Annotated in this window: 25 protein-coding genes; 15 read left to right on the top strand and 10 right to left on the bottom strand. The window is 43.8% G+C overall.

Going from position 1 to position 26818, the window contains the following annotated elements:
* Nucleotides 1-1152: a BT_3928 family protein gene (locus ABIE26_RS25035; RefSeq protein WP_310146590.1), complete on the bottom strand. Its 1152-nt coding sequence runs from the start codon at nt 1150-1152 to the stop codon at nt 1-3.
* Complete coding sequence (locus ABIE26_RS25030; RefSeq protein ID WP_310146588.1) at nt 1152-1694, bottom strand: DUF1599 domain-containing protein; 543 nt, start codon at nt 1692-1694, stop codon at nt 1152-1154. Before ABIE26_RS25030 ends, ABIE26_RS25035 begins: the two co-directional genes overlap by 1 nt.
* 72 nt (nt 1695-1766) lie before the next feature.
* Between ABIE26_RS25030 and folP the strand changes: the two genes are divergently transcribed.
* Together folP and cdaA are read left to right on the top strand one after the other, a co-directional pair.
* The gene (gene folP, locus ABIE26_RS25025; protein ID WP_310146587.1) at nt 1767-2630 is read left to right on the top strand and encodes a dihydropteroate synthase; all 864 of its coding nucleotides are present in this window, start codon (nt 1767-1769) and stop codon (nt 2628-2630) included.
* A 10-nt stretch (nt 2631-2640) separates the two neighbouring features.
* The gene (gene cdaA, locus ABIE26_RS25020) at nt 2641-3432 is read left to right on the top strand and encodes a diadenylate cyclase CdaA (RefSeq protein WP_084239714.1); all 792 of its coding nucleotides are present in this window, start codon (nt 2641-2643) and stop codon (nt 3430-3432) included.
* A gap of 55 nt (nt 3433-3487) precedes the next feature.
* Here the strand turns inward: cdaA and ABIE26_RS25015 are convergent, their stop codons facing one another.
* A complete protein-coding gene (locus tag ABIE26_RS25015) occupies nt 3488-3898 on the bottom strand; it encodes a BrxA/BrxB family bacilliredoxin (RefSeq protein WP_310146585.1) in 411 nt (136 codons plus the stop codon).
* Between the two features lie 215 nt (nt 3899-4113).
* Here ABIE26_RS25015 and ahcY point away from each other — a divergent pair, with 215 nt between their 5' ends.
* The gene (gene ahcY / locus ABIE26_RS25010) at nt 4114-5430 is read left to right on the top strand and encodes an adenosylhomocysteinase (RefSeq protein ID WP_310146583.1); all 1317 of its coding nucleotides are present in this window, start codon (nt 4114-4116) and stop codon (nt 5428-5430) included.
* A 65-nt stretch (nt 5431-5495) separates the two neighbouring features.
* Here the strand turns inward: ahcY and ABIE26_RS25005 are convergent, their stop codons facing one another.
* Nucleotides 5496-7514, bottom strand: coding sequence for a hypothetical protein (locus ABIE26_RS25005; protein WP_310146581.1), 2019 nt, complete (start codon nt 7512-7514; stop codon nt 5496-5498).
* A 44-nt stretch (nt 7515-7558) separates the two neighbouring features.
* Nucleotides 7559-9124, bottom strand: a complete 1566-nt coding sequence (locus ABIE26_RS25000) for a mechanosensitive ion channel family protein (RefSeq protein WP_310146579.1) — start codon at nt 9122-9124, stop codon at nt 7559-7561.
* Between the two features lie 29 nt (nt 9125-9153).
* On the opposite strand from ABIE26_RS25000, the gene ABIE26_RS24995 reads away from it, so the two are divergent.
* The 5 genes from ABIE26_RS24995 to ABIE26_RS24975 all read left to right on the top strand — a co-directional run bounded on the left by ABIE26_RS24995 (nt 9154) and on the right by ABIE26_RS24975 (nt 14659).
* The gene (locus ABIE26_RS24995) at nt 9154-9873 is read left to right on the top strand and encodes a pyridoxine 5'-phosphate synthase (protein ID WP_310146578.1); all 720 of its coding nucleotides are present in this window, start codon (nt 9154-9156) and stop codon (nt 9871-9873) included.
* Nucleotides 9874-9883: 10 nt separating this feature from the next.
* Nucleotides 9884-10456: a hypothetical protein gene (locus ABIE26_RS24990; RefSeq protein WP_310146576.1), complete on the top strand. Its 573-nt coding sequence runs from the start codon at nt 9884-9886 to the stop codon at nt 10454-10456.
* Between the two features lie 91 nt (nt 10457-10547).
* Nucleotides 10548-13430: an aminomethyl-transferring glycine dehydrogenase gene (gene gcvP, locus ABIE26_RS24985; protein WP_310146575.1), complete on the top strand. Its 2883-nt coding sequence runs from the start codon at nt 10548-10550 to the stop codon at nt 13428-13430.
* 89 nt (nt 13431-13519) lie between these two features.
* Complete coding sequence (locus ABIE26_RS24980; protein WP_310146573.1) at nt 13520-14113, top strand: YceI family protein; 594 nt, start codon at nt 13520-13522, stop codon at nt 14111-14113.
* A gap of 147 nt (nt 14114-14260) precedes the next feature.
* Nucleotides 14261-14659 (top strand): response regulator, encoded by a 399-nt coding sequence (locus tag ABIE26_RS24975; RefSeq protein ID WP_310146571.1) that lies wholly within the window; start codon nt 14261-14263, stop codon nt 14657-14659.
* A 3-nt stretch (nt 14660-14662) separates the two neighbouring features.
* On the opposite strand, the gene ABIE26_RS24970 is transcribed toward ABIE26_RS24975, so the two are convergent.
* Complete coding sequence (locus ABIE26_RS24970) at nt 14663-15427, bottom strand: MBL fold metallo-hydrolase (protein WP_310146569.1); 765 nt, start codon at nt 15425-15427, stop codon at nt 14663-14665.
* Nucleotides 15428-15560: 133 nt separating this feature from the next.
* On the opposite strand from ABIE26_RS24970, the gene recJ reads away from it, so the two are divergent.
* The 4 genes from recJ to ABIE26_RS24950 all read left to right on the top strand — a co-directional run bounded on the left by recJ (nt 15561) and on the right by ABIE26_RS24950 (nt 20091).
* Complete coding sequence (recJ, locus tag ABIE26_RS24965) at nt 15561-17279, top strand: single-stranded-DNA-specific exonuclease RecJ (protein ID WP_310146567.1); 1719 nt, start codon at nt 15561-15563, stop codon at nt 17277-17279.
* Nucleotides 17263-17997, top strand: coding sequence for an LPS export ABC transporter ATP-binding protein (lptB, locus tag ABIE26_RS24960; protein ID WP_310146565.1), 735 nt, complete (start codon nt 17263-17265; stop codon nt 17995-17997). Before recJ ends, lptB begins: the two co-directional genes overlap by 17 nt.
* 21 nt (nt 17998-18018) lie before the next feature.
* Nucleotides 18019-19527 carry a GH3 auxin-responsive promoter family protein gene (locus tag ABIE26_RS24955; protein ID WP_310146563.1) on the top strand — a complete coding sequence of 503 codons (1509 nt, stop codon included), beginning with the start codon at nt 18019-18021 and terminating at the stop codon, nt 19525-19527.
* Between the two features lie 135 nt (nt 19528-19662).
* On the top strand, nt 19663-20091 hold the full coding sequence (locus ABIE26_RS24950; protein ID WP_084239429.1) for a CBS domain-containing protein: 429 nt from the start codon (nt 19663-19665) through the stop codon (nt 20089-20091).
* Nucleotides 20092-20171: 80 nt separating this feature from the next.
* Here the strand turns inward: ABIE26_RS24950 and ABIE26_RS24945 are convergent, their stop codons facing one another.
* The 4 genes from ABIE26_RS24945 to ABIE26_RS24930 form a co-directional block, all read right to left on the bottom strand.
* On the bottom strand, nt 20172-22214 hold the full coding sequence (locus ABIE26_RS24945; protein ID WP_310146561.1) for a M13 family metallopeptidase: 2043 nt from the start codon (nt 22212-22214) through the stop codon (nt 20172-20174).
* 121 nt (nt 22215-22335) lie between these two features.
* Entirely contained in the window at nt 22336-22797 is a 462-nt protein-coding gene (locus ABIE26_RS24940) for a GyrI-like domain-containing protein (RefSeq protein ID WP_310146559.1), read from the bottom strand.
* A 45-nt stretch (nt 22798-22842) separates the two neighbouring features.
* Entirely contained in the window at nt 22843-23556 is a 714-nt protein-coding gene (locus ABIE26_RS24935; protein WP_310146557.1) for a helix-turn-helix transcriptional regulator, read from the bottom strand.
* A 35-nt stretch (nt 23557-23591) separates the two neighbouring features.
* Nucleotides 23592-23777, bottom strand: a complete 186-nt coding sequence (locus tag ABIE26_RS24930) for a hypothetical protein (RefSeq protein WP_310146555.1) — start codon at nt 23775-23777, stop codon at nt 23592-23594.
* Nucleotides 23778-23977: 200 nt separating this feature from the next.
* Here ABIE26_RS24930 and ABIE26_RS24925 point away from each other — a divergent pair, with 200 nt between their 5' ends.
* The 3 genes from ABIE26_RS24925 to ABIE26_RS24915 all read left to right on the top strand — a co-directional run bounded on the left by ABIE26_RS24925 (nt 23978) and on the right by ABIE26_RS24915 (nt 26808).
* A complete protein-coding gene (locus tag ABIE26_RS24925) occupies nt 23978-25090 on the top strand; it encodes a metallophosphoesterase family protein (RefSeq protein WP_310146554.1) in 1113 nt (370 codons plus the stop codon).
* Between the two features lie 72 nt (nt 25091-25162).
* The gene (locus tag ABIE26_RS24920) at nt 25163-25771 is read left to right on the top strand and encodes an RNA polymerase sigma factor (protein ID WP_310146552.1); all 609 of its coding nucleotides are present in this window, start codon (nt 25163-25165) and stop codon (nt 25769-25771) included.
* A gap of 71 nt (nt 25772-25842) precedes the next feature.
* On the top strand, nt 25843-26808 hold the full coding sequence (locus ABIE26_RS24915; protein WP_310146550.1) for a FecR family protein: 966 nt from the start codon (nt 25843-25845) through the stop codon (nt 26806-26808).
* Nucleotides 26809-26818: the final 10 nt, after the last annotated feature.

Here is a 26818-nt window from a genome sequence, read left to right as displayed (position 1 = left end):
TTATTTACTGAAATATTCTTCGGACAGCTTATCGAAGGAAGGGACAGTATGGTAATGCCATTTGTTGACCACTACCCCATTTTTTAACAGCAGCACACCTGGGCTCGACCTTACCATACTTTTCAGTGGTACAGCATCAGCATAAAAAACTTCGGCAAAGAGTTTCATGTTTTTGCTGAAAGCATCGGCACGCTGTGCCGAGCTGGAGGTAAGCAGTACCGTTCTGATGTTGTATTGCTGAGCGGCATTAAGCGCCAGGGCATTGAGTTTGGCCACTGCGTTTTCATTGGTTTCATCAAGGTTATAAGCCACAATGATGAGGTTATAGAAAGGATTCTCTACCAATTCTTTGGTATAATCTGTACCTGAAGCATCATTTATGACCAGGTCTTTGATCTTAGGTTCATAACCCTTTTTTACCAGCACCTTATCTGGGTTACCCACAATCTCCCAGTTCTCATCTTTCCAGATTTCTGTTTTCAGGTAATCTTTGTCGCTCATCACCTTTTTTTCGCCCGTCTTTTTGTTGCTCATTTTATACATGATGGCATACTCATCACCTTTGGCCCCTTCGGGGATCTTCATCAGCTGGGGCAGGTTTGCCCCTATTTTATAAGGCAGGAAATCCAGCACTGGCAAAGTGCTGTAGGTAAAGATGCCGAAAGCCAGAGAAGCCAGTGTTACAACTACAAACAGGCCTTGCTGTACTTTTGGATTGGTGGTAATGGGCTTAATGTTATCCCGGTTGATAAACAGGTAAATAATCAGCACCAGCAGTACCAGGTCCTTTGAAAAGGATTGCCATGGTGTAAGTGGTATAGCATCGCCAAAACATCCGCAGGAAGTAACCACCTTGAAAGCGGCAGATACAAAGGTGAGAAATGTGAAAAAGACGATGATGGCCAGTAGTCCGCCTGTTACTTTCCTGCTCCAAAAGCCGAACAGCAGCAATGCGCCCAGTACGATTTCAAGCACACACAGCAATATGGCTATTCCGGTGGCCATGCCCCCGAGGAAGGACATGTGGAATACATCAAAATACTCCTGTAATTTATAGCCAAAGCCCAAAGGGTCATTGGCTTTGATCAATCCTGAAAATATGAAAAGGACACCTACAAATATCCTTGAAAAGTTTGTGGCGATCTTCCTCATTACTGAACCCCCAATTTAATTAGTGCAAAAACGGAATAATTTAACATGTCCTGGTAGTTGGCATTTACGCCTTCAGAAGCCAGGGTCTGGCCCTGGTTATCTTCAATCTGCTTAACCCGCAGTATTTTCATCAGGATGAGGTCGGTCAGAGAACTGATGCGCATATCCCTCCAGGCCTCACCATAATCGTGGTTTTTATTGAACATAAGTTCTTTGGTTTCCTGTACCTTCTGATCGTATACGGATTCTACCGCCTGCACACCCATTTCCATCGGGTCATTTTCATCCAGCTCCAGCTGCATCATGGCGATTACACAATAATTGATGATGCCGATATATTCTGAGCTGATGTCTTCCCCTACTTTGGAGATTTTTTTCTCTTCGAGGGTGCGGATGCGCTGTGCCTTGATAAAGATCTGGTCGGTAATTGAGGCCGGCCTCAATATTCGCCATGCGGTTCCATAATCTTTTGTTTTCTTTAAAAAAAGCGATCTGCATACCGCTATAACCGAGTCGAATTCCTGAGCTGTATTTGCTGCCAAAACAATTAAAATATTTAGTTTAAAGCTGTTTCAATAGCCAAACATTTTTTTGCCTAAGTTTGCATTGAAACAATGGCTAAAGATACATTTTTAAACCGAAAGACAACATTAAACGTAAAAGGCCGACTGGTTGACCTGAGTGTTCCGGCTGTTATGGGGATACTTAACCTGACTTCGGATTCGTTTTACAGTAAAAGCCGTACGGGTACGGTGGATCAGGCTTTGATCCGTTCAGCGGAGATCATTGAGGGGGGTGGAATGTTTATCGACATCGGGGCCTATTCTTCGCGCCCTGGCGCAGCAGATGTAAGTGCAGCGGAGGAAACCGAAAAGATAGTTACAGCTGTGGAGGCCATCAGTAAAGATTTTCCGGACGCCCTGCTTTCGATTGATACCTTCAGGGCCGGCGTTGCCAGGGCTGCTGTGGAGGCTGGCGCGCATATCATTAACGACATTTCGGCCGGCGAAATGGATGAGACGATGTTTGAAACTGTAGCAAATTTAAATGTTCCTTACCTCATGATGCACATGAGGGGTACACCCCAAACCATGCAACAGCAAACGCGCTACCAGGACATGATGCCAGAGATCGTCTCTTATTTTTCGCAAAAACTATCTGTGTTAAAAAAACTGGGGCTGAAAGACATTATCCTGGATCCTGGCTTCGGCTTTGCCAAAACGCTGGACCAGAATTATGAACTACTGCGGCAGCTGCATGACCTGGATATTTTCGAGCTCCCGGTACTGGCAGGCCTGTCCAGGAAGTCTATGATCTATAAATTTTTAGGTGGCGGACCTGAAGATGCATTAAACGGCACTACCGCGCTGAACACCATTGCGCTCATGAAAGGTACCAACATTTTAAGGGTCCATGATGTAAGGGCCGCAGCGGAGTGCATTGCTTTATTCCGGAAAACGCAGCAAAAAAATTCCTAACTTGGCATCAATGAAAGGCTTTGATTTTGATTTCCTTAGGGTATCTTTTACAGATGTGGCAGACATTATTTTTGTCGCACTCCTGATCTATTATATCTATAACCTGATTAAAAATACGCTTGCGGTAAACCTGCTGCTGGGTATGCTGATTATCCTGATCATTTATTGGGTGGTAGATGCATTGCACATGCGCCTGCTGTCGACCATCATCAACCAGTTCATGAGCGTGGGGATCATTGCACTGATCGTGATCTTCCAGCCCGAGATCCGGCGTTTTTTACTGCTGATTGGCAAGAATACTTTTTTACAGCAGAACAAGGCCTGGTGGGGCTACCTGTTTGGCAGCAAGAACATTGAACAGAACAACCTGATCCGCATAAAGCCCATTATTGATGCCTGCAAGAGCATGAAAAAGTCCAGGACCGGGGCATTGATTGTATTTGTTAAATTTTATGACGACCAGTTGTTTGCCAACAGCTGTGAAATGATAGATTCCAAGATCTCCAAACGTTTGCTCGAAAGTATTTTTCAGAAGTATAGTCCGCTGCACGATGGGGCTGTGGTAATTGCAGAGAACAAGATCAAAAGTGCGAGCTGCATTTTGCCTTTAACAGATAATGACAAGCTTCCACCGCAGTTTGGTCTGCGCCACCGGGCAGGCATTGGGGTTTCGGAAACTACAGATGCTGTTGCAGTGATCATTTCCGAGGAAACCGGTGAAATAGCCTATGCCAAGCAGGGCCGGGTAAGGATGAATGTTTCTTTTGGGGAACTGGAGAAGCTGCTGAATAAAGATTATTAAAATAAAAGGGCTGCAAATTGATTGCAGCCCTTTTTATCTTATACCTTACGTAATTCTAGCAGTACTGGTCAAATGCACCGATAAGGCTATCGGCAATCATCTGTGCCGGACGGCCTTCGATCTGGTGACGCTCGATCATGTGTACCAGTTTTCCATCTTTAAATAATGCCATGGAAGGCGATGATGGTGGGAAAGGCATCATATAACCTCTGGCCCTGTCAACCGCTTCTTTTTCCATGCCAGCAAAAACAGTTACCAGTTTATCTGGGTGCTTTTCATTGGCAGCAGCCAATCTTGCCGCCGGACGTGCATTTGCAGCTGCACAACCACACACGGAGTTTACCACTACAAATACAGTACCTTCACCTTTAAGGACCTGATCTACTTCTTCTGCTGTTTTCAATTCTTCAAAACCTACTTTGGTAAGTTCTGCGCGCATTGGCTCAACTAAATATTCCGGATACATATGTTTAAATATTTTAATTTCTTGTTATTACCCTGCAAAGGTACGGCACTTGCGGCTAGTATCAAAGGGTTAAGGCCCCAGGCGCGCTTTTTTACCCTTAAATTACTTTGCATTCAGCTGATTACCGCACCAGCCCGGGAACCGTTTTATGACAATGCATTTTTGTTATTGATACAGGAATGCTGTAAATTTGCAGTTCATTTAAACAAAAAAATATGTCATCAGTAGAGACAACTTACGTTCCTTACAAAGTTAAGGACATTTCACTGGCAGAATGGGGCCGCAAAGAGATCGGACTGGCAGAGGCAGAAATGCCCGGATTAATGTCATTACGTGAAGAATTCGGACCATCAAAACCTTTAAAAGGTGCCCGCATTGCAGGATGCTTACACATGACCATCCAGACTGCGGTTTTAATTGAAACTTTAGTAGAACTTGGTGCAGAAGTGACCTGGTCGTCTTGCAACATTTTCTCTACCCAGGACCACGCTGCTGCTGCTATTGCTGCTGCAGGTATACAGGTTTATGCATGGAAAGGCCTGGACGAGCAGAGCTTTGACTGGTGTATTGAACAAACCTTACACTTTGGCCCGGAGCGCAAGCCTTTAAACATGATCCTGGATGATGGTGGTGATTTAACCAATATGGTATTCGACAGGTTCCCTGAACTGATTGCCGGCATTAAAGGTTTATCAGAAGAGACCACTACGGGTGTACACCGTTTATATGAGCGCATGAAAAACGGCACTTTGCATTTACCTGCCATCAATGTAAACGATTCAGTTACCAAATCTAAATTTGACAATAAATATGGCTGCCGCGAATCGCTGGTTGATGCGATCCGTCGTGCAACTGATGTGATGATGGCTGGTAAAGTAGCTGTTGTTGCCGGTTATGGCGATGTGGGTAAAGGTTCTGCAGAATCTTTGAGCTCACAAGGTGTGCGTGTGATCGTTTCGGAGATTGACCCGATCTGTGCATTGCAGGCGGCTATGGAAGGTTATGAAGTAAAGAAATTTGCTACTGCTGTTAAAGAAGCTGACATTGTGGTAACCACTACAGGTAACTGCGACATTGTTCGTGCAGAACACTTCAAAGCCATGAAAGACAAAACGATCGTTTGTAACATCGGTCACTTTGACAATGAAATTGATGTTGCCTGGTTGAACAAGAACTATGGTGACACCAAGGTGGAGATCAAACCCCAGGTAGATAAATATACCATCGATGGCAAAGACATTATCTTATTGGCTGAAGGCCGCCTGGTAAACTTAGGCTGTGCAACCGGTCACCCGAGCTTTGTAATGTCTAACTCCTTTACCAACCAGACTTTAGCGCAATTGGAGCTTTGGATGCACCCGGAAAAATATGAGAACAAGGTTTATGTATTGCCTAAGCACCTGGACGAAAAAGTTGCCCGTTTACACCTGGCTAAAATTGGGGTAGAACTGGATGTACTGGATCAGCACCAGGCCGATTATATTGGCGTTCCTGTAGAAGGTCCGTTTAAACCGGAAGCTTACAGGTACTAATCCAAATAGATACATAAAAAAGGCGTTGCAAATTGCAACGCCTTTTTTATTTGCCTTGTACTGGCTTAAAAAGCTGCGTTTATGGCAAGGCCTATTGTTTTGGAAGCCTGGTAATCTTCCAGGTGTTTTTTCTTTTGCAACAGGTTTCTTGCAACAAGGCTTACGTTCAAACTTTTCCAGGTTTTACCAGTAAGCTGTTCTTTAAAGTTATAACCAAAAGACAGGTAGTTCAGGTTAATAAAGTCGGCCTTGTTTGCGCTTACCCTGACCCCAGTATTTGTCCGTTCTGTTTTGAATACAAGACGGTCGAAATAGGCATTACCATTCATGCTCAGGGAGAAATTAGCATAAGAAAAGTTCTGCTGCATTCCTGCCTGTATGGCCGCTGATGCGTTAGGATCGTTTTCCAATTTAATCCCCGCTGATGCCAGGTCAATTTTGGTTTTATTTTTGAATACATTAAGCCCCATATTCCATTTAAACGCGGCACCTCTAAATACATCTGCATTGCTCCATATCCTCCAGCCATCATACTTCACTGGCAAAACTGTATAAATACTTCCCGGGGTAACCGGAATAAACATTGCGAGGTAATTGTTGTTTTGATACCAGTCGCCGCCAATGGTTATCCTATCAAATAATGCAGCCTTGGCACCAAAGCTTTTCATATTGCTTTTGTCCGATCCTGTTCCGAAATTGCCATTCATCATAGCAGTTCCGTTCAGGGTTATTCCGGCAACTGTATTTAAGTCCAGAGGAATTTCAGAACGATACTGCCCGTACGACCCAAAGATCAGAAAATCACTCACTGCTTTTACATCTTTTAGCATAAGCTGCTTTAAACTCAGATCGGCATACACGTAGGGTGCATAAAAAGCTCTCCCAATATTGCCTTGTGTATAGCTATCTCTTCTGACTCCGGTCTTTACTGAAAGCAGGCTATAGAAATCAACAGAAAGATCTCCCACCAGGCTATAGGTCCTGGCGCCCATTTCTATCACCTGGACATTCGTCATTTCAGGATCACTGATTCCGCTCCAGCCTGTATTACTCCTGTAGGACGCCGACCTGAAATCTCCCTTCGATTTCATTTCATTGTACTGAAAGATGGCACTCGCTTTTACTTTAATCTGCTCTTCATGCAAATTAAAACGGTAACTCAGTTCATCCAGGATAGTGAAATTTCTATAATTGGAATTCAAGAGATTTTCATGATAGCTGCGTGTACCTTCACTTAATCCGGTTTCTGACACCGTATAAGTGTCAAAATCAGATACAATGCTATTTTTTTGAAACCGCATCTCATTTGCCAGACCTTTTAGCGGCGCAGCTTTTATGTAAAATGAACCGTTCCAGTTATTCTGCTTGTTTTTGAATTTCGTTTCGAGAGTAGGACCGGTTTGCTTATCGACCGGTGAATCTCCTTTTGCAGGAGCATAGTTTGCATTTACCCCCAGTTCCATCCAGCTCCACGGTGTAAATCTCAGATCAGCGTTCAATTGAAACTGATTCATAAAATCAAACCTGGCCAGGTTCCTGGCATTCCGGTTGTAAGCCGCAGCGGCACGCCAGCCAAACTTATCGGTTCCCTGCGCCAATGCAGCCTGATAGCTTTGTAAAGTAGAATGGTCTTTACCTTCACTCCTTTTCAGACTACTGGTTCCCAGCAAAGCATTAAATGATGCGTTGAGGGGTTGTTTAAAGGTAGCGGTTTTGGTAGTGATGTATATTACGCCTCCGGGGCTTGTGTTTTGAACGCCAAATTTACTATTGAGCCCCCCACGATAATAGGCGATCTCTTCAATATTATGGATGCTGAGGGCATCTATAGCTGGCCATACCACCCCATCAACAATAAAAGTTACAGTTAGTGCCTTAAGATTGAGCTGGTCCAATCCGGGTAAACGACCATACAGCATTTCGGTTAATTCAGCACCTGGAAAATTTTTCAGTTCTTCGCCCTTGATGATGACATCAGGCCGGTCATTCCAAATGTTTTGACTAGAAAATGGTTGTGCGGGGCTTTGCGCAAATGCAATTGCAGTACTTAACATTGCTACTGAGAGCAAGAGCGTTTTTTTCATAAAATACATTTTTTAGCAAAAGTAAAAATATCTTCAGACTTTTCTTACGGATTAATCACCGTGCTTGCATTGCCATCACGGATGGCCTGGTAGTGTGGCGACATGATCTCAACACCTGCTTCATCAAATGCTATATGGATGTGCTTATGAATTTCTGAATAAATAGCGGGCATCCTCTTCGGATTATCGATATAAGCATTGAGCTGGTAAGACACGTACCAATCTTCCAGGCTGGTTTGCAATACGAAAGGTGCTTTTTCTTTGACTACTCCTTCTGATGCCATGGCAGCCTTAATGAGCAGTTCATGCGCGGTTGTCCAGGGTATATCATAGCCCAGGGTTACCGTAGTATGTAATACCAGGCCGTCCTGACTAGCCATACTGCTGTAATTTACCGTATTGCCATTCAGTATGGCACTATTGGGTATGGTAATGACTTCATTTTTGAAAGTGAGGATACGTGTAACCAGTAAAGACTTTTCCTGCACCGCGCCTGTGGTATCGCCGATCTTAACTATGTCGCCGATTTTAAAGGGCCGCATATAAGTAATCACCATTCCGGCTACCCCGTTGCTGATGGCCGATGAAGACCCGAAAGAGATCAGCAAGCCTAAAAATACAGAGACCCCTTTAAATATTTCGGAATTGGAACCGGGGATAAAAGGCCAGATCACGACCAGCATAAAGGCATTCAACACAATCCTTACGATGTTAAAAGTTGGTTTTGCCCAGTCGGGATAAAACCCGGTGATCTTTAATTTCTCGGCTGCAATTTCATCGGACAGGAACTTAATTGCCTTTTTGATATAATGAAATACGATAACAACAACTGCTATGGTGATCAGATCGGGAATAAAATCAATGACCGCCCGAAATATATTTTTAAGCGGGTTCAGCACAAATCCGATCAGGCTATCGCTCCAGGGTTTCGTCCAGGGAAAAAGCCGGAATACAATAGGCAGGGTAAGATAGATCAGGATAATGATCACAATGAGTTTAATGAGGTTCAATAATTTACTTAGCAACAGCAGCTCATTTTTCCGGTTGATCAGTTCATAGTTCTTGATTTTAAACCCGGTTATTTTCTGGTGCAGCTTTACACGGAGCCAGGCATTAAAACGATTGGAATATTTATTGAGAAAATAAATACAAAGTCCAAGCACGATAAGAATGAGCAGCCCCAGTCCTGCCCTTTTCAACAGCTCCGGCAGGTCCGTTTCACTTTTATATTGCTGGATATTGTTAATGATGATTTCCTGATAGGCTTTTGCCATCACTTCCCGATCCATCTTTACAGAGTCTGCATCGGCTTTGGACAGGCTCAACAAAACATCGCCTTTATAAACGATGGCTATCAACGTCGAGTCGTCCTCTGTGATCAGGGAATCGGGCACAAAGAGCAGGTCTTCGGCAAGCGCCTCCACCTTTCCTGAAGTGCGCTGGGCCCTTTCGGATGCGGACAGGGAGCCTAGTTTATTCTTGATGTGGAACAAAGTATCGGAATGGGCAATTACCGGATAGCCCTTAAAGGTAACCGAATCCTTTTGCGCACAGGCAATACCGGAAAAGCTAAGCAGCAATATCAAAACAAAGAGAGATCGTAGCGACATAGGAAAGATTATTTATTTTATATTTGTGCATGGCACATCTATCTGTAAATATCAATAAAATAGCAACGCTTCGCAATAGCCGCGGGGGTAATAATCCTGATCTTGTAAAAGTGGCTTTAGATTGTGAACGTTTTGGTGCAGAAGGGATAACTGTGCATCCCCGCCCGGATGAAAGACATATCCGCTATCAGGATGTTTACGATTTAAAAGCAGTAATTGATACAGAGTTCAATATTGAAGGCAACTGCAGGGAGCAGAAATTTGTTGACCTGGTACTGGCCAACAGACCTGCCCAGGTTACCCTGGTACCAGATGCCGAAGGGCAAATTACTTCCAACCATGGCTGGGATACCATAAAACATGCCGCATACCTGAAAGAGATGGTGACCTTGTTTAAGTCGGAAGGCATCAGGGTATCTATATTTGTTGACCCGGTGGTTGAAATGGTTGAAGCGGCAGTTTTAACCGGTACAGACAGGATTGAGTTGTATACAGAAGCCTATGCCCATAATTATTACGACAACAGGGAAAAAGCTGTTTTGCCTTATGTTGCAGCAGCCCATAAAGCCAATGAACTTGGCCTGGGGATTAATGCCGGGCACGATCTTGACCTGCACAACCTGAAGTATTTTGCAGAAAGCATACCTGGTTTACTGGAAGTCAGCATAGGTCATGCCCTGATCAGCGACGCACTCTATTTGGGCCTGGAGAACACCATACAGCTATACCTGAAACAATTAAAACATTAACAGCATCCCTATGAAAAGCGTAAAGAAAATTTCCGGCTTATACCTTCTGCTACTTGCTTTTATAACCTCTTGTGGCAACAATGCGGTTTTAGACCAGGGCACGGCAGCTGATATTGTTACGGATTACCTGAAAACGAACCCTGTATACGAAACCGAAAAACTGCAGCTTGGAGAATTGAAATTTAAGAGCAAAAGCGACAAAACGGAGCTGGCAAAATATAAGGAACTGGAACAAAAGGGCTTTGTAGACATGGAACTGCAGGAGCAAAAGAAAAAATTCCTGTCGAAAGACAGCGCTTATGTTTACCTGGTGAGCCTGACCGACAAATCAAAGCCTTTTGTGCTGAAACAGGAAGAAAACAAAGCCACGGTTAAAGTAATTGAATACGCGCTTGACGAGGATAAGCCTGTTAATGTGGACAAGAGCAATAACAAGACCGCAAAAGTTACGGTTATGCTCAAAAAAGTCAAAAATGCATTCAGTGTTTTTTACAAGGACAGGAACACAGGCAGTAGTTTTATTACCAAAACGCTTAAACTGAAATTCAAAAAAGAATCTGGCTGGACGGTTTCAGGAGAATAAAACCCAATTTCTTAAAGTTTTATGCAGTCTTTTTAACTGAAGCTAAGGGGATTTTTTATTACCTTTGCGCAACTTTTTATTCATAGACTTCATGAGCTTAAATATTCATTACAAAGAGGACTTTAAAGACCGCCACATTGCACCCAACACACAGGATACCAATGCAATGCTGCACACTATTGGTGTGGGTTCTGTTGACGAACTGATTGAACAAACTGTTCCGCAAAAAATCAGGTTAGCGCAGCCACTGAATTTGCCTAAGGCTAAATCTGAAACAGATTACCTTGCAGCTTTGAAACAAACAGCCTCTTTAAATAAAGTTTTTAAATCTTATATCGGTCAGGGTTATTACGATACCATTACACCAGGGGTTATTTTACGTAACGTAATGGAAAACCCGGGATGGTATACGCAATATACACCTTACCAGGCCGAGATTGCTCAGGGCCGTTTGCAGGCCTTATTAAATTTCCAGACCATGGTAATTGACCTTACCGGAATGGAAATTGCCAATGCCTCTTTACTCGATGAGGGTACCGCAGCGGCAGAAGCTATGTTTATGCAATACAGCTTAAAAAAGAACCAGCAGGCTACAAAGTTCTTTGTATCTGAACTGCTGTTTCCTCAGACTATTGATATTCTAAAAACCCGTGCCAATCCTTATGGCATTGAGCTCGTTATCGGCAACCATCAGTCTTTTGAACTTACTGAAGACTTTTTTGGTGCCATTATCCAGTATCCTGCAGGCAATGGTGAGGTATTTGACTACAGCGGTTTTGCACAAAAAGCGCATGATAAAAATGTGAAAGTAACCGTTGTGGCAGACCTGCTGAGCCTGACCTTACTTACGCCTCCCGGAGAATGGGGTGCTGATGTAGTGGTAGGTACCACTCAGCGGTTCGGTGTTCCAATGGGCTTTGGTGGTCCGCATGCTGCTTATTTTGCAACTAAAGATGAATACAAACGTTCTATACCGGGCCGTATCATCGGTGTAACGATAGACAGCAATAACAATTACGCCCTGCGTATGGCATTACAGACCAGGGAGCAGCACATCCGAAGGGATAAAGCAACTTCCAATATCTGTACCGCACAGGCTCTACTGGCTATTATGGCTGGTTTTTATGCCGTTTATCACGGGCCAAAAGGCTTAAAGCTGATTGCCGAGCGTACACATGGGCTCGCGGTTACTTTGGCCAGGTCGCTAGAAAAAATTGGCTATAAGCAACTGAACAAAGCTTATTTTGACACCATCCAGCTGGACTTGGGCGATCTTGCGGATTCTATCCACAGAGAGTGTATTGATAACGAGATCAACCTGCATTACAATGGCAGCATCGTTACCATTGCCCTGGATGAGACCACTTCATTTGAGGACATTAAATTGCTGGTGAAGCTCTTTTCGAAAGTGAAAGCCATTGCTGCTGATGCAGTTGAACTGGCAGACGATAAAAACGTGGCAACGGTTATTCCTGCTGCATTACAACGTAACTCTGCTTATCTGACCCACCCGATATTTAACGCACACCATTCAGAGCATGAAATGCTGCGTTACATCAAGTCGCTGGAGACCAAAGACCTTTCACTTTGCCATTCGATGATTGCATTGGGTTCGTGTACCATGAAACTGAATGCGACTACGGAAATGATCCCGGTAACCTGGCCTGAATTCGGAAAAATACATCCTTTTGCCCCTGCTGATCAGGTAGCGGGTTACTACACAGTATTTAACGAACTGGACAAATGGTTAAGTGAAATCACTGGCTTTGCAGCGATGAGCCTTCAGCCAAATGCAGGTGCACAGGGTGAGTATGCAGGTTTAATGGTGATCAGGGCCTACCACAATGATCGTGGTGATGCACACCGTAACATTGCGCTGATCCCTTCATCGGCACATGGTACCAATCCGGCTTCTGCTGCAATGGCAGGCATGAAGATCGTGATCGTTAAATCGATGGAGAACGGAAATATCGATGTGGATGACCTGAAAGCAAAAGCTGAAGCACATGCTGCAAATCTTTCCTGCTTAATGGTAACCTATCCTTCTACACATGGGGTATTTGAAGAAAGCATCATAGACATTTGTAACATCATTCATGAGAATGGCGGACAGGTATATATGGACGGTGCAAACATGAACGCCCAGGTTGGATTGACCAGTCCGGGACACATCGGTGCTGACGTTTGTCACTTAAACCTGCACAAAACATTCTGCATCCCTCATGGCGGCGGTGGTCCTGGTATGGGGCCAATTGGCGTAGCCAAGCACCTGGTGCCTTATTTACCTGGTCATGCTGTTGTAGACATCAATAATGAAAAATCTATCCATGCGGTATCTTCTGCACCATGGGGTTCAGCATCTATCCTGGTGATCTCACACGCTTACATCGCAATGATGGGCGCTGACGGTTTAACCAATGCTACCCGTTACGCGATCTTAAATGCCAATTACATGAAAGCGCGTTTAGAGCAGCATTACCCTGTTTTATATTCTGGAGCAAACGGACGTTGTGCGCACGAAATGATCCTGGACTGCAGGGGCTTCAAAAACTTCGGTATTGAAGTGGTTGACATTGCCAAGCGCTTAATGGATTATGGCTTCCATGCACCGACTGTATCTTTCCCGGTTGCAGGCACTTTAATGATTGAACCGACTGAAAGTGAGCCTAAGCATGAGCTTGACCGCTTCTGTGATGCATTAATTGCGATCCGTAAGGAAATTGCAGGAGTTGAAGAGGGTAAACTGGACAAAACGGACAATCCGTTAAAAAATGCGCCACATACCGCTGCAGTAGTAACCGGAGATGAATGGAGCCATACCTACAGCAGACAGACTGCGGCCTTCCCATTGCCTTACGTTGCCGCTTATAAGTTCTGGCCGTCTGTAGGAAGGGTTAACGATTCCTTTGGCGACAGGTCGCTGGTGTGCGCCTGCCCTCCTATTGAAAGCTACATGGAAGAAAGTCTTGCATAAATAGTTTTTATTTCAGCTAAACCTTTTGATATATTTACATTCCAAGTATATCAAAAGGACCATAGCTAACTTAAAAACAAACGTAAAAAATGAAATTGAAACTGACTTCATTCGCATTACTGTTAACGGTAATCGTTTCCTCGGCTTTTATTGCGCCGGTATTGAAACCCGTAACTTACAAGGTTGATCTCGAAAAATCAAGCATCAGCTGGTTGGGCAAAAAATTAACAGGTAGCCATAATGGCTCGATTGACCTGCAATCTGGAAGCCTGTTATTTGACGGCAAAAAACTATCGGGAGGAAACTTTGTAATTAACATGACTACCATTAAGGATGCCGACAAAAGTGCAAGGCTGGAAGGCCACCTGAAAGCCGACGATTTTTTTGGTACCGATAAATTTGCTACCTCTACGTTTGTGATTAAAAAAGTTACTGCTGCAGCTGCGAACCAGGTAAATGTAACGGGCGATCTGACTATTAAAGGTGTAACCAATTCGATTACTTTCCCTGCCAGTGTAGCGTGGAATGCAGATGGTTCAGTTTCGGCGACGGCTGAAAAGGTAATTGTAGACAGGACAAAGTTTGGCATCAAATACAGGTCTAAAGGCATGTTCCCTGATGTTGGCGATAAAATGATCTACGATGATTTTGAACTTTCAGTAAAACTCGTAGCAAAGAAATAGAACTTAAATTAAATTATTAAAAAGCCATTCATCGCAATGGCTTTTTTTATTAATAAAATAAATGTTTAAGAGTTAAAATATTTACAGACATATTTCATAACTTTATATCAGTAGCAAACATTTTTGGCCCGGGGCCAAACAACCCTTATGATGGATAATAGAATTAACCTTCTCGTTATTGATGATGACGACATTAACATCTTCATTATCAAAAAGATTGTGGAAAAAACGGGATACAATGTTAATATGGTATCCAAGGCCAACGGCTTGCTGGCCATTGAGTTTCTAAAAGAGACCTTAGGCCAGGAATCCTTTCCTCAGTTAATTCTGATCGACATTAATATGCCGGTTTTAAACGGATGGGAGTTTCTGGATGCCTATGAAGAATTGCATGTAACACAAAGAGTAGACATGTATATGCTTTCTTCGTCAGTTTATGAAAACGACATAGAAAAAGCAAAAACCTTTGCCAAGGTTAAAGGATTCATATCCAAACCCCTTTCTATTGAAAGATTAATAGAGCTTTTTAAACTGCTGGAACAATAAGTTTTAGCTGATCTTAAATTGTCCCTCTGTTTTGCTCACATATCCTGTTGCCCGGCTTTTGCCATGATAAAACAGGCAATTCCAGTTTTCTACAGCGGCCCTGTCCCCAAACTCTTCCCTTAGTTCCATCGCTTTACGGCCATCAAAATCATATTTGGCAATAAACTTTCTGAGCAATTCTTCCGGTTCAGGTAAAACATCGCCCCCAAAAAAGACTTTATCTACACCATCATCCAGCAGAAAAACCTGGTGAAAGGGCGTGTGCGCTCCCGTCAACTCGTAACTGATCCCCTCGCTAAGCTGCCCGGAACCATCTATAAAAGTCAGCTGTGCATTACGCTGTAAAAAATCAAAGATCTCCGTTTTATAGGAAGAGGATGGATTGGTAAATGCCGCCTCCCATTCACCGCGCTGAACCACATAATTTGCATGGGGGAAACTCAGCTCAATTTTGTTATCCAGTTTATGGATCATGCCCCCGGAATGGTCGAAATGCAGGTGTGACATGAGTACCATAGTTACATCTTCGGGATCAAATCCGGCTTTCCTGATGTTTTCATGTAAAATAAGCTGTCCCTCGTCGTTACTGTAACCCAGACCGGTATCCAGCAACAACAATTGATCTTTCAGTTGTACCAGGAATGGCTGTACATGAATAAACAAAGAGGCTGGGCGACTTTTAGGATCGTCTGTTTCCGGGTTAAAAGGGATGAACTTTTTGCTTGCGTCTACAGAATAGGAACCCTCGTATAAAGTGAAAACTTGCAATGGCGTAGTTGTTAGTAAGAAGAAATATTAATGATATATTTACGAATCATTGCAAAGATATGGAACCTGCAGGAAATCGTACGGATAAAAGCTGCCGGATCGTCCGTAACTACTGATAACCAAAGATATAATAATGAAGAAAAGATGGGTGCAGGCTGTACAAGGCAATATAGAAGTGACAGATTCGCTTGCACAGGAATTAAATATAGACAAAAGTTTAGCCCAGATTCTGGTTGAAAGGGGCATTTCATCTTTTGATGAAGCGCGTAGTTTCTTCAGACCGGAAATGGCATCCCTGCACGATCCCTTTTTAATGAAGGATATGGACAGGGCCATTGAACGGATAGACCAAGCCCTGGCAAAAGGAGAGAAAATACTGGTTTATGGTGATTACGATGTGGATGGAACGACATCGGTAGCCCTTACCTATAGTTTTTTCAGCAGACTTACAAAGGAAATCGACTACTATATACCCGACAGGCATAAAGAGGGCTATGGTATCTCTACGGTCGGAATTGACTATGCCAAAGCGCATGGCTTCAGCCTGATCATTGCGCTCGATTGTGGGATCAAATCTATTGATAAGGTAGCATATGCCAGTTCTTTAGGTATAGATTTTATCATTTGCGACCATCACCTGCCTGGTGATACACTACCAGCGGCCAGGGCCATACTTGATCCGAAACGCGAAGATTGCAGTTACCCTTTCAAGGAGTTGGCGGGTTGTGGCATAGGCTTTAAACTGGCTCAGGCCTATTGCCTGCAGCATGGTTTGCCGGCGGCGCAATATGAACAGTATATTGACCTGGTCATGGTAAGCATTGCTGCCGACATTGTGCCGGTTAATGATGAGAACAGGGTGTTAGCCTATCACGGTCTGATTAAGTTAAATACCAATCCCTCTATAGGGCTGAAAGCCCTGATGGATATTGCCGGAAAGACTAAAGATTACACACTTACCGATGTGGTATTTTCGCTTGCACCGAGGATCAATGCTGCCGGTCGGATGGATCATGCCAAACAGGCTGTAAAAATGCTGCTGTGTACGGAGAATGACCTGGCACAGGAACAAAGCCTGCTGATCAACCTGCAAAATACAGAACGTAAAACATCTGATCAGAACATCACGGCAGAAGCCCTGGCCCTGATTGGCGAATGTGAGATTTTGGTCAATAAAAAAACCACTGTAGTTTACCATGAAAACTGGAACAAAGGGGTTATTGGCATCGTGGCGTCGCGACTGACAGAAAAATACTACCGGCCTACTGTGGTACTGACCAAATCGAACGGTTTGCTTACAGGATCGGCCCGTTCGGTTGCTGGCTTTGATCTTTATGAAGCACTGCTGGGTTGCGAAGACCTGATGGTGCAGTTTGGCGGGCATAAGTTTGCGGCAGGTCTTACCCTGCAGCCTGAGCATATTGATGCTTTCAGCGAACGGTTCGAAAACATCGTAGCTGCTACCATTACAGAAGACCTGTTATGCCCTGAAATCAGGATAGACAATGAAATCATGTTATCCCAGATAGATGGCAAATTTCAACGGATCATTGCCCAGATGGCACCGTTTGGACCGCATAATATGGCACCGGTTTTTGTGAGCCATAATGTAACAATTATAGGCCGACCCTATGTTGTGGGCACAAAACATTTAAAGTTGACGATAAAACAACAAAATTCACCTATTTTTGAATGCATCGGATTTGGTATGGCAGAAGAATACGAGCATGTGCTGCAACCAAACCAGCCTTTTTCTGTTTGTTATACTATAGAAGAAAATGTATGGAAGGAACAAAGGCGTTTACAGTTGAATATAAAAGGAATAAAAGCGGATAATGATATTAAGGGCTGAGCATCTCATAAAAAAATATAAACAGCGTACTGTTGTTAACGACGTCTCTTTTAGTGTGAGTCAGGGTGAAATTGTGGGGCTGTTGGGTCCAAACGGGGCTGGTAAAACCACATCATTTTACATGATCGTGGGCTTGATCAAACCAAATGAAGGCACCATATTTTTAGATGAACACGACATTACCAAAGATCCTATGTACCGCAGGGCCCAAAAGGGTATCGGGTACCTGGCGCAGGAAGCCTCGGTATTCAGAAAACTTTCGGTAGAGGACAACATCATGGCCATTTTGGAAATGACGGAGATGAACCGTGAGGAACGCCATGAAAAACTGGAGGAACTGATTACAGAATTCAGCTTACATAAAGTCCGCAAAAACAGGGGCGACCTGCTTTCAGGTGGAGAAAGGAGAAGAACAGAAATTGCTCGTGCACTTGCCGCAAACCCCAATTTTATATTACTGGATGAACCTTTTGCAGGGGTTGACCCGATTGCGGTAGAGGAAATCCAGACCATAGTACATAAGCTAAAAAATAAAAATATCGGGATATTGATTACAGACCATAACGTGCAGGAGACTTTGTCCATTACCGACAGGGCTTACCTGCTTTTTGAAGGCAAGATATTGGAATCGGGCACACCTGAAGTGCTTGCTGCCAATGAAATGGTGAGAAGGGTTTACCTCGGATCGAACTTCGTACTGCGCAAAAAACAACTTTAGTCTTTATTCAAATTCCAACACATGGCAATTGTAAATTCGATTTTTACCTGGTATATGAAAAAGCGCGTTCATCAGATCGAGCTTTTTATGAAATATCCCCATGAAGTACAGGAAGAATGGTTTCACAAACTGATAACCAGTGCTGAGTACACGGAATGGGGCATAAAATATGACTATCAGTCAATCCTCTCTACCCATCAGTTTAAAGAGCGGGTGCCTATTCAAAATTACGATACTTTAAAACCTTATATAGAGCGGATGCTGAAGGGGGAGCAGAATATCCTCTGGCCTTCGGAGATCAAGTGGTTTGCCAAATCATCGGGCACGACGAGCGACAGGAGCAAATTTATTCCGGTTTCGGAGGAATCGCTGCAGGAATGCCATTTCAAAGGGGGGAAGGATATGCTTTCTATCTTTTGCAACAATCGCCCGGACAACCAGATCCTGACCGGCAAAGGCCTGGTACTTGGCGGAAGCCACCAGATCAACCAGCTGAATGAGGATTCTTTTTACGGGGATCTTTCGGCCGTACTGATCAAGAACCTGCCTGTATGGGCAGAATACTACCGCACGCCTAACATTTCTATTGCCCTTATGGACAACTATGAGGAAAAAATGGAAAGAATGGCCGAGGCTACCATCAAAGAAAATGTAACCAATATAGCCGGTGTGCCTACCTGGACCATTGTACTGGCCAAAAAGGTCCTTGAAATTACCGGGAAAAGGCATTTGCTTGAGGTATGGCCAAACCTGGAACTTTATATTCATGGCGCGGTGAATTTTAAACCCTACAGGGAACAGTTCAGGGAGTTGATCCCATCGCCGGACATGTATTATCTGGAGACTTACAATGCATCGGAAGGCTTCTTTGGCATACAGGACGAGGTAAACTCAGATGAGATGCTCCTGATGCTGGATTATGGCATATACTATGAATTTCTGCCTCTGGAACATATAGAAGATGAACACCCGAAGACACTATCGCTGGAAGATGTTGAGTTGAACAGGAACTACGCCATCATCATCTCTACCAATGGGGGCCTGTGGCGGTACATGATTGGTGATACCGTTCAGTTTACCAGTCTTTTTCCTTACCGGATAAAAATTACAGGCCGGACCAAACATTTCATCAATGCTTTTGGTGAAGAGGTGATCATTGACAATGCAGAACAGGCCATTTGTAAAGCTTGTACGGAAACAGGTGCGGTATTTAAAGACTATACGGCCTGCCCTATTTATTTTAAGGGGGAAGAAGTGGGCGGACATGAATGGATCATCGAGTTTGACCAGCAGCCCAATGACTTCGAGCGTTTTATAGACGTTCTGGACCAGACTTTAAGGGAAGTAAATTCTGATTATGATGCCAAGCGCTTTAAAGATCTTGCACTGCGCAGACCGAAAGTACACAATGCACCTTCCAATACATTTTACAACTGGTTAAAATCGAAAGGTAAACTGGGCGGGCAGCATAAGGTTCCGCGACTGGCAAATGACAGGAAATACGTAGAAGAGATTTTGTCAATTCTTTAACTGAGCCGTGAGGTTAATTATTTTTTGCTGACAATTCATTGATATTCAATTTTTTTTAATTAAATTCATGTACACTTATATTTCTTTTAAAGGAAGAAAGAAAGTGGGCAAATTTAGTTTAAATGTGAATTTCTTATGAAAACGGTTCAGCAGTTACTCAGCACCAAATCAGCCCAGATCTTCTCCATATCAGAGAATTCATCAGTTTTAGATGCATTAAAATTAATGATGGAGAAAAACATCAGCGCCCTGCTTATCCTGGAAGACAAGCAGTTGCTGGGAATTTTTACAGAGCGCGACTATGCAAGAAAGATCATATTACATGGCAAGTCTTCGGCAGAGACCCCGATCCGGGAGGTAATGACGGCAGAGCCAATTACTGTACTTCCTTCAGACACCATTGAATTTTGTATGGGATTGATGACGGATAAACACATCCGGCATTTACCTGTGATGCAGGATAACCTGCTTTACGGCATGGTATCCATTGGTGATGTGGTAAAATTCATCATTGAAGATCAGAGACAGACCATTTCCCAATTGGAGAACTACATCAGCAGCTAATATCATCTAAAATACCTCGTCTCATAAAAAAGGCCGCTTCACCAGGTGTGAAGCGGCCTTATTATTTAGCGGATCGCAATTTACCAGATTTTCACCCTTTTTTCCGGGGCCAGGTATAAAGAGTCCGAAGGTTTTACTTTAAATGCGGTATAAAATTCAGGAATATTCCTGACAATACCGTTTACCCTGAACCGGGCAGGCGAGTGCGGATCAGTAGCGATCTGGTTTCGCAGCGCTTCATCGGTAGATTTCTCTAACCAAACCTGTCCCCAGCCAATAAATACCCTTTGCTCACCTGTAAAACCATCCATAACCGGAGCGGGTTTACCGTTTAAGCTGGCCTTGTAGGCTTTAAGGGCAATGCTTAGCCCACCCAGATCACCAATGTTCTCTCCAAGCGTAAAATTGCCGTTCACATTCAAATCAGGGAATACTTTGAAGGCGCCATATTGTGCCACAAGTGCACCTGTTCTTTTTTTGAACTCCTCATTGTCTTTTTTGGTCCACCAGTTACGCATTACACCATCCCCATCAAAGGTACTGCCCTGGTCATCAAAACCATGCCCTACTTCATGACCGATTACTGCACCTATACCCCCATAATTTACGGCATCATCTGCATTCATGTCAAAGAAAGGAGGCTGCAATATGGCGGCCGGGAATACAATCTCGTTCATGGTAGGGTTATAGTAGGCATTCACTGTTTGCGGTGTCATGCCCCATTCCGTACGGTCAACCGGTTTCCCCAGTTTATTGATGGTACGGTTGTATTCAAACTCATCGGCCCTTTGATTATTGCCATAAAGATCGCCTCTTACCACTTTTAAAGCACTGTAGTCTCTCCATTTATCCGGATAGCCAATTTTCGGTGTGAATTTACTGATCTTTACCAGGGCCTGCTTTTTAGTCTCCGGACTCATCCAGTCCAGCTCCTTGATGCTGCTTTCATAAGCTTTTAACAAATTGCCCACCAGTTTCAACATCCGCTCTTTGGCTTCAGGGGAGAAGTGTTTTTCTACATATAGTTTACCCACCATTTCACCAAGGCTGCCATTTACGGCGTCAACAGCCCTGCGCCATTGCGGTTTCTGCTCCTTAATGCCATTCAGGGTTTTACCATAGAATTCGAAGTTCTCTTTATCCAGCGCACTGTTCAGCGAAGACGCTGCCCCTGTGATCACACCCCATTTCAGGTAAGTTTTCCAGGTGTCAATCGGGGTATTCTTCAATATCGCATTCAGGTCTTTGGTGTAGGCAACCTGGGTAACTACCAGGCTATCCTGATTTTTTACACCAGCTTCTTTCAATAAGGTATTCCAGTCAAAATCGGGCAGCAGGTTATTCAGGTCTTTCACTGCGTATTTGTTGTAAAGCCCGGCCATATTCCTGGTTTCCTCTTTTTTCATTTGTTTGAGGGCCATTGCTGTTTCCAGGGCCATGATCTGGGCAGCTTTGGCTTTCGCATCCGTTAAGCCTGCCAGGTTCAGCATATTTTCGACATGCTGCAGGTATTTGGCCCTGATTTCTTTTGATTTTGCATCCTGCAGCGAATAGAAATCGCGGTCGGGTAAGCCCAGGCCACCCTGCCAGGTGTACAGCATGTATTTTTTAGGATCTTTAAAATCTTCTATTACCCCTATACTGAAAGGGATTTTAACCCCTGTTTTGTTGGCATAGGCAAAATAACCGGCCAGATCTTTAGTTCCGGTCAAAGCATCAATCCTTTTAAATTCTGCGGTCAAAGGGCTTAATCCGATAGAATCCCGTACTTTCATGTTCATGTACGACTCATAGTAGTCACCTATCTTTTGCTCTTCAGATCCATCTTTTGCTTTTGCCTTTGCTGCATTTTCTATAATGGCCTTTACATCTTCCTGGGCCTTGTCATTGACCATCGATCCGACTCCATAAGCAGCCTTATCAGAAGGGATTTTTGTGTTTTTCATCCAGGTACCATTTACATAGGCTGTAAAGTCGTTACCCGGTACAACTGTCGTATCCATATTTTTGAGGATAACACCAGATTGCAGTTCTTTTTTTGTTTCTGAACTGTTGCAGGCGGCCATAAAAAGGACAGTTCCGGCAAGCACAGACACTCCAATTGATCTATTGATTTTCTTCATAAAAAATGAGTTAGTTATTCAAACTTAGTAAAAGATATTTAACCATCTGCTATTTGAGATGCAGCAAATGATTTTGTTACAAGTTTGTGTGCCTATGCCTGCCGAAAAAATGTGCCTGTCTTCAGGGTCTGATGGAAATGTAGATTTCGACAGTTGCATCCTCCGGATTTTGGGCCGCTGCTCCGTAAACTTCAAAGTCAGCAGTATAGGCCCTTTGCAGATCAGAATTCCAGATTTCTATCCAGGCATCGTATACCAGTCCTTTATGCAGGTTGCCTTTTACCGTACGTTTCTCATAACTCCCCCCTCCTATCATGATGCCCGTCAGGCCTTCTGGTATATGGTCAAGGTTCTCTACTTTGTACCCGATCAGCGTGGTGTAAGGCTGGGTATAATCACCCTCATAATCGGTATAAATGCTATAAATTTCCGGACCGGCTAAATTGTTCAGCTTAGCGGTAATATTGGCGGCCATGAATCTGTTCCAGAGTTCAGGAATATCCCTGGCGGCGCTTCCGTCTGCATTACATGTGCGGACTGTAATTCCTATTACAGGGAATGAATTGAGTGTTTGTTTTTCCATTTTAATACATTTTAGGGGCAAATATATTCCGGGCTTGTGACAGCCCTATGTCAGGGGTTGGGATTTGGTTCTGCAAATCTCAAAATACTCGGCGAGCGACATTTTATGGGGCTCAAATTTTTCGCTGAGGGTCTGGAGCTGTAGGATGCGGTCTAACCGGAAGGTCCGGTAATCGTTCCTGAGCCTGCAAAAAGCAATCAGTATCCAATTTTCCTGGGTGCTATACAGGGCAAAAGGCTCTAAAACCCTTATTGTTTCCTGTGCCTGTTCATCGCGATAAGCAATTTCGATGAGATTGAATCCTGTAAGTGCAAGCTGTACTACAGAAAGGTTATTGCTGGTACTGCTGTTCTGAAGGTTGTTTCTGATGGCAATCCTTTTCGACAGCAAATCAGCTTTATCCTTTGTATTTTCTTTTAATACTGCTTTTATTTTGGTGATGGCCTCGGTATACTCCTTAACGAAAGAGGCGTCCTTATTTCTCAGCACGAGTTGTTCGGCAGTAATGAGTGCATTCGCCTGGCTTTCGGTAAAACTAACCGGCGGCAGTCTGTAGCCATCAACCAGGGAGTAGCCTTTTCCTTCTTCAGTAAAAATGGGGATGCCTGCGGCTTCCAGGGCCCTGATGTCACGGTAAATGGTCCTGACACTCACTTCAAATTTTTCTGCCAGTTCTGTAGCTGTAGAAAGCCGTTTGGTTTGGAGACAGGTCAGTATGGCGGTAAGCCTGGGTAATCTTGATATTCCGCTGTGTTCCATTGGCATAAAGGCAAATATACACAGCAAAACAGTTTTTAGTGTTTTACGGCTACTGCTTTTACCGTATCCAGTTTAATGGTGTCTGCTTTACTGGTGTCTGTTTTTGCAGTGGATGCCATTTCACTGGCTTTGCCGGGCTCAGGCGCTCTTAGCTGTAATTTAGTGTTGTCACAAGCGCTAAGGCTCATTACCACAGCAGCTAAAAAAATGAAAGGTTTCATAAAGATCTTTAATTTGATTTTCAAAATTAGAGAATAAAATAATGTAAATGTTACAAGATCAACCGAATGCCCTCCCTAACGGCATTTAATTACACCAGGATTACAGTTTAGGTTAAATCCGCAAAATTGGTTGTTATTCTTTTCTTAACAATAGTTTAATACAACGGCATTAATTTTATTGTAGTCAAAAACATATGGTTATGATCAGCACAAAAACCCTGTATAGCGCTGTTTTAAAAACAGAACAGCTGGATGATTCGCATAAGTTCCAGGCACTGCCTGCGGCAACCGGCAATTATCCCTATCGCCTGAGTATCGATATCCCTGCCGGTAAGGAGAAGCTGATATTTCATATGGTTGGCGATACTGGCGGCTTAAATACTCTGGGTAACCAGCAAATGGTCGCAAAACAAATGGCGGCCCAGTATGCTGAAAAAGAAGCGCCGTCTTTTTTATACCATTTGGGGGATATTGTATACCATTATGGAGAGGCAGAACAATATGGGCCACAGTTTCTTGAGCCTTTTGAAGCCTACCCTGGCCCGCTCTACGCCATCGCCGGAAACCACGACGGTGATATTAACCCGGAAAGCGAGTTCCATTGCGATAGCCTGGAAGCCTTCTATACGACTTTTTGCAACACCAGTCCTAAAACCATTTACTTTAGTCCGGACAGCAAAAGAAAAAGCCAGGTACAGCCGCATGTTTATTGGACTATGGAAGCCCCCCTCGCTACGATTATAGGTCTTTATACGAATGTCCCGAAATATGGCTGCATCAAAAAAGAGCAGCGAAGCTGGTTCATCGGAGAGTTACAACACGCGGCCAAACACAGCGCAGAGAAAGCAATTATCGTCTGTCTGCACCACGCCCCCTATTCGGCAGATGTTAACCATGGATCGAGCCTGGCGATGATCGAATTTTTAGAAAGTGCATTCGAGGAGGCCGGCGTAAAGCCCGATATTGTTTTCAGTGGCCATGTACACAATTACCAGCGGTTCAGTAAGCAGTACGCCGATGGAAAAACTGTCCCTTTTATTGTGGCAGGTGCCGGGGGATTTGATGCATTGCACACACTTGCCGATCCGTATAATCCGGCATATGAGTTACATAACCCAGCTCTTGATCAGGTGCATCTGGAAAAGTACTGCGATAACAAACACGGTTTCCTGAAGATTATTCTTGAAAAAACGCCTTTCGATTTCAGCATCAAAGGGGAGTATTATACCCTGATATCAGATCCTATGCTGGCATCAGCAGCGTTACAGGCAAGTCTTTTCGACAGTTTCCGTATTGATCTCACCGGAAGGTAAAAAAAGCTGTACGGTTGGTCCCGATTTCTTAGTATTGAAAAATTTATTTAACATTGGGCGCAATAGTTTTTCATGCATACAGATCAACCGGAAACAACAGAAGACATTGAGCTGCTCATCAAACTCAGGAAGGGAGATCAGCTGGCATTTGCCGATGTATACAACCTATACCGCGCAAAAATGTATGCTTATGCCTGTAATTTATGCAAATCACCGGAAACGGCAGAGGAAATTGTACAGGAAGTGTTTATCCGGATCTGGCAAAAAAAGGAGCAGATCAATACCGAACTGAATTTTGGGGCTTATCTGAAAAAGATTACCCTTAACCATGTACTGAACCACCTGAAAAAAGCCGCCCGCGACAGGGTCCTGCAGGAAGAAATATTCAATTACATAGACACCATCCGCAATACCACGGAGGACAATTTACTGGAAAAGGAATTGCTGAAGACTTACGATGAGGCCATTGAGCTTTTACCGCCCCAAAAGAAACTGATCTACCAAATGAGCCGGAATGAAGAAATGACACATGACCAGATTGCTGAAAAACTGAACATTTCTAAAAATACGGTAAAAAACCATATGGTTGAGGCGACTAAATTTATCCGCAGTTATGTGAGTAAACATGGCAGCATCATCTGTTTTCTTATTGCCTCTTCAAATTATTTTCGGCCCAACTAGTCCTCTTCTCTTTTTCAATTGTATTGTAATAAACGGGCAGCACAAAAGCGCTTTGTTTAAATGACTAAACTGTGAACGAAAAAGAACAATTCAAACACTTATATCAGCTTTACTTAAGCAATTCCTGCACAGCAGAAGAACTTAAGCATTTTTTCGATCTGCTGGAAAAAAGGAGGGACGATCAGGAGCTTATGGCCATGCTGTCCGACACCTGGGATCAGACCGCTTTATCTCCTGAAAAGGGGCTTACCCCTCCTTTCCTTCCGCAGGAAAGAAAAACAGTGCAGCTATGGCGACGATTGGTCAGTGCCGCAGCAGTATTACTGATTTTGTCTGGCCTGTACCTGTATAGGTCGGACCTCAGCAGACTGGTTGCGCCTGCCCCGGCGCACCAGTTATTTACTGCAACTGCTGAGCGAAAACTGGTAAGTCTACCCGACGGGACAAGGGTTTGGCTTAGCCCGAATAGTAAACTCGGATACCCGGAAAAATTTGAAGGAACGGAGCGAAACGTAACCCTTGAAGGTGAGGCTTTTTTTGAAGTCACTCACGATGCCAGGCATCCATTTATCATTAAAAGCGGTCAATTGAGCACTACGGTGCTGGGAACCAGCTTTAATGTTACGGCTTACACACAACAAAACACCATAAATGTTACCCTGGTTACCGGTAAGGTGGCCGTGGCCCTGCAAGGCCAAAACACTACCCAAAGGGATACGATAGTGGCCAATCAGCGCATTATTGTTGATAAAGCTGCAGCAAGTATCAGTAAGGTAGACTATCCTGATGCTGCTGCTTTCCTGAATAAAAGGTTAGGCTTATATGAATACAGGGGAGCAGCGCTTGGGGAGGTTATCCGTGACCTGGAAAATCAGTATGGTATTCAGATCAAAACGGATAGCAGCCTGACAGAAAGTGCGTTTTATGGCAACCTCAAAATGACCGATCCATTGGCCGAGACCTTAAACAAATTCTCTACAGTCATGGAAGCCCGGTGGAAAAAAGAGGGCACACAATATATCATCCTTAAATATTGAACTGAAACAC

Source organism: Pedobacter africanus (assembly GCF_040548825.1).
Taxonomy (GTDB): Bacteria; Bacteroidota; Bacteroidia; order Sphingobacteriales; family Sphingobacteriaceae; genus Pedobacter; species Pedobacter africanus_A.
This window is presented reverse-complemented; position numbering and strand designations above follow the sequence as displayed.

What these genes read in the sequence shown, in the direction of transcription:
- ABIE26_RS25035 (WP_310146590.1), bottom strand. Translation starts at nt 1,152, where the DNA reads ATGAGGAAGATCGCCACAAACTTTTCAAGGATATTTGTAGGTGTCCTT.
- folP (WP_310146587.1), top strand. Translation starts at nt 1,767, where the DNA reads ATGGCTAAAGATACATTTTTAAACCGAAAGACAACATTAAACGTAAAA.
- cdaA (WP_084239714.1), top strand. Translation starts at nt 2,641, where the DNA reads ATGAAAGGCTTTGATTTTGATTTCCTTAGGGTATCTTTTACAGATGTG.
- ABIE26_RS25015 (WP_310146585.1), bottom strand. Translation starts at nt 3,898, where the DNA reads ATGTATCCGGAATATTTAGTTGAGCCAATGCGCGCAGAACTTACCAAA.
- ahcY (WP_310146583.1), top strand. Translation starts at nt 4,114, where the DNA reads ATGTCATCAGTAGAGACAACTTACGTTCCTTACAAAGTTAAGGACATT.
- ABIE26_RS25005 (WP_310146581.1), bottom strand. Translation starts at nt 7,514, where the DNA reads ATGAAAAAAACGCTCTTGCTCTCAGTAGCAATGTTAAGTACTGCAATT.
- ABIE26_RS25000 (WP_310146579.1), bottom strand. Translation starts at nt 9,124, where the DNA reads ATGTCGCTACGATCTCTCTTTGTTTTGATATTGCTGCTTAGCTTTTCC.
- ABIE26_RS24995 (WP_310146578.1), top strand. Translation starts at nt 9,154, where the DNA reads ATGGCACATCTATCTGTAAATATCAATAAAATAGCAACGCTTCGCAAT.
- ABIE26_RS24990 (WP_310146576.1), top strand. Translation starts at nt 9,884, where the DNA reads ATGAAAAGCGTAAAGAAAATTTCCGGCTTATACCTTCTGCTACTTGCT.
- gcvP (WP_310146575.1), top strand. Translation starts at nt 10,548, where the DNA reads ATGAGCTTAAATATTCATTACAAAGAGGACTTTAAAGACCGCCACATT.
- ABIE26_RS24980 (WP_310146573.1), top strand. Translation starts at nt 13,520, where the DNA reads ATGAAATTGAAACTGACTTCATTCGCATTACTGTTAACGGTAATCGTT.
- ABIE26_RS24975 (WP_310146571.1), top strand. Translation starts at nt 14,261, where the DNA reads ATGATGGATAATAGAATTAACCTTCTCGTTATTGATGATGACGACATT.
- recJ (WP_310146567.1), top strand. Translation starts at nt 15,561, where the DNA reads ATGAAGAAAAGATGGGTGCAGGCTGTACAAGGCAATATAGAAGTGACA.
- lptB (WP_310146565.1), top strand. Translation starts at nt 17,263, where the DNA reads ATGATATTAAGGGCTGAGCATCTCATAAAAAAATATAAACAGCGTACT.
- ABIE26_RS24955 (WP_310146563.1), top strand. Translation starts at nt 18,019, where the DNA reads ATGGCAATTGTAAATTCGATTTTTACCTGGTATATGAAAAAGCGCGTT.
- ABIE26_RS24950 (WP_084239429.1), top strand. Translation starts at nt 19,663, where the DNA reads ATGAAAACGGTTCAGCAGTTACTCAGCACCAAATCAGCCCAGATCTTC.
- ABIE26_RS24945 (WP_310146561.1), bottom strand. Translation starts at nt 22,214, where the DNA reads ATGAAGAAAATCAATAGATCAATTGGAGTGTCTGTGCTTGCCGGAACT.
- ABIE26_RS24940 (WP_310146559.1), bottom strand. Translation starts at nt 22,797, where the DNA reads ATGGAAAAACAAACACTCAATTCATTCCCTGTAATAGGAATTACAGTC.
- ABIE26_RS24935 (WP_310146557.1), bottom strand. Translation starts at nt 23,556, where the DNA reads ATGGAACACAGCGGAATATCAAGATTACCCAGGCTTACCGCCATACTG.
- ABIE26_RS24930 (WP_310146555.1), bottom strand. Translation starts at nt 23,777, where the DNA reads ATGAAACCTTTCATTTTTTTAGCTGCTGTGGTAATGAGCCTTAGCGCT.
- ABIE26_RS24925 (WP_310146554.1), top strand. Translation starts at nt 23,978, where the DNA reads ATGATCAGCACAAAAACCCTGTATAGCGCTGTTTTAAAAACAGAACAG.
- ABIE26_RS24920 (WP_310146552.1), top strand. Translation starts at nt 25,163, where the DNA reads ATGCATACAGATCAACCGGAAACAACAGAAGACATTGAGCTGCTCATC.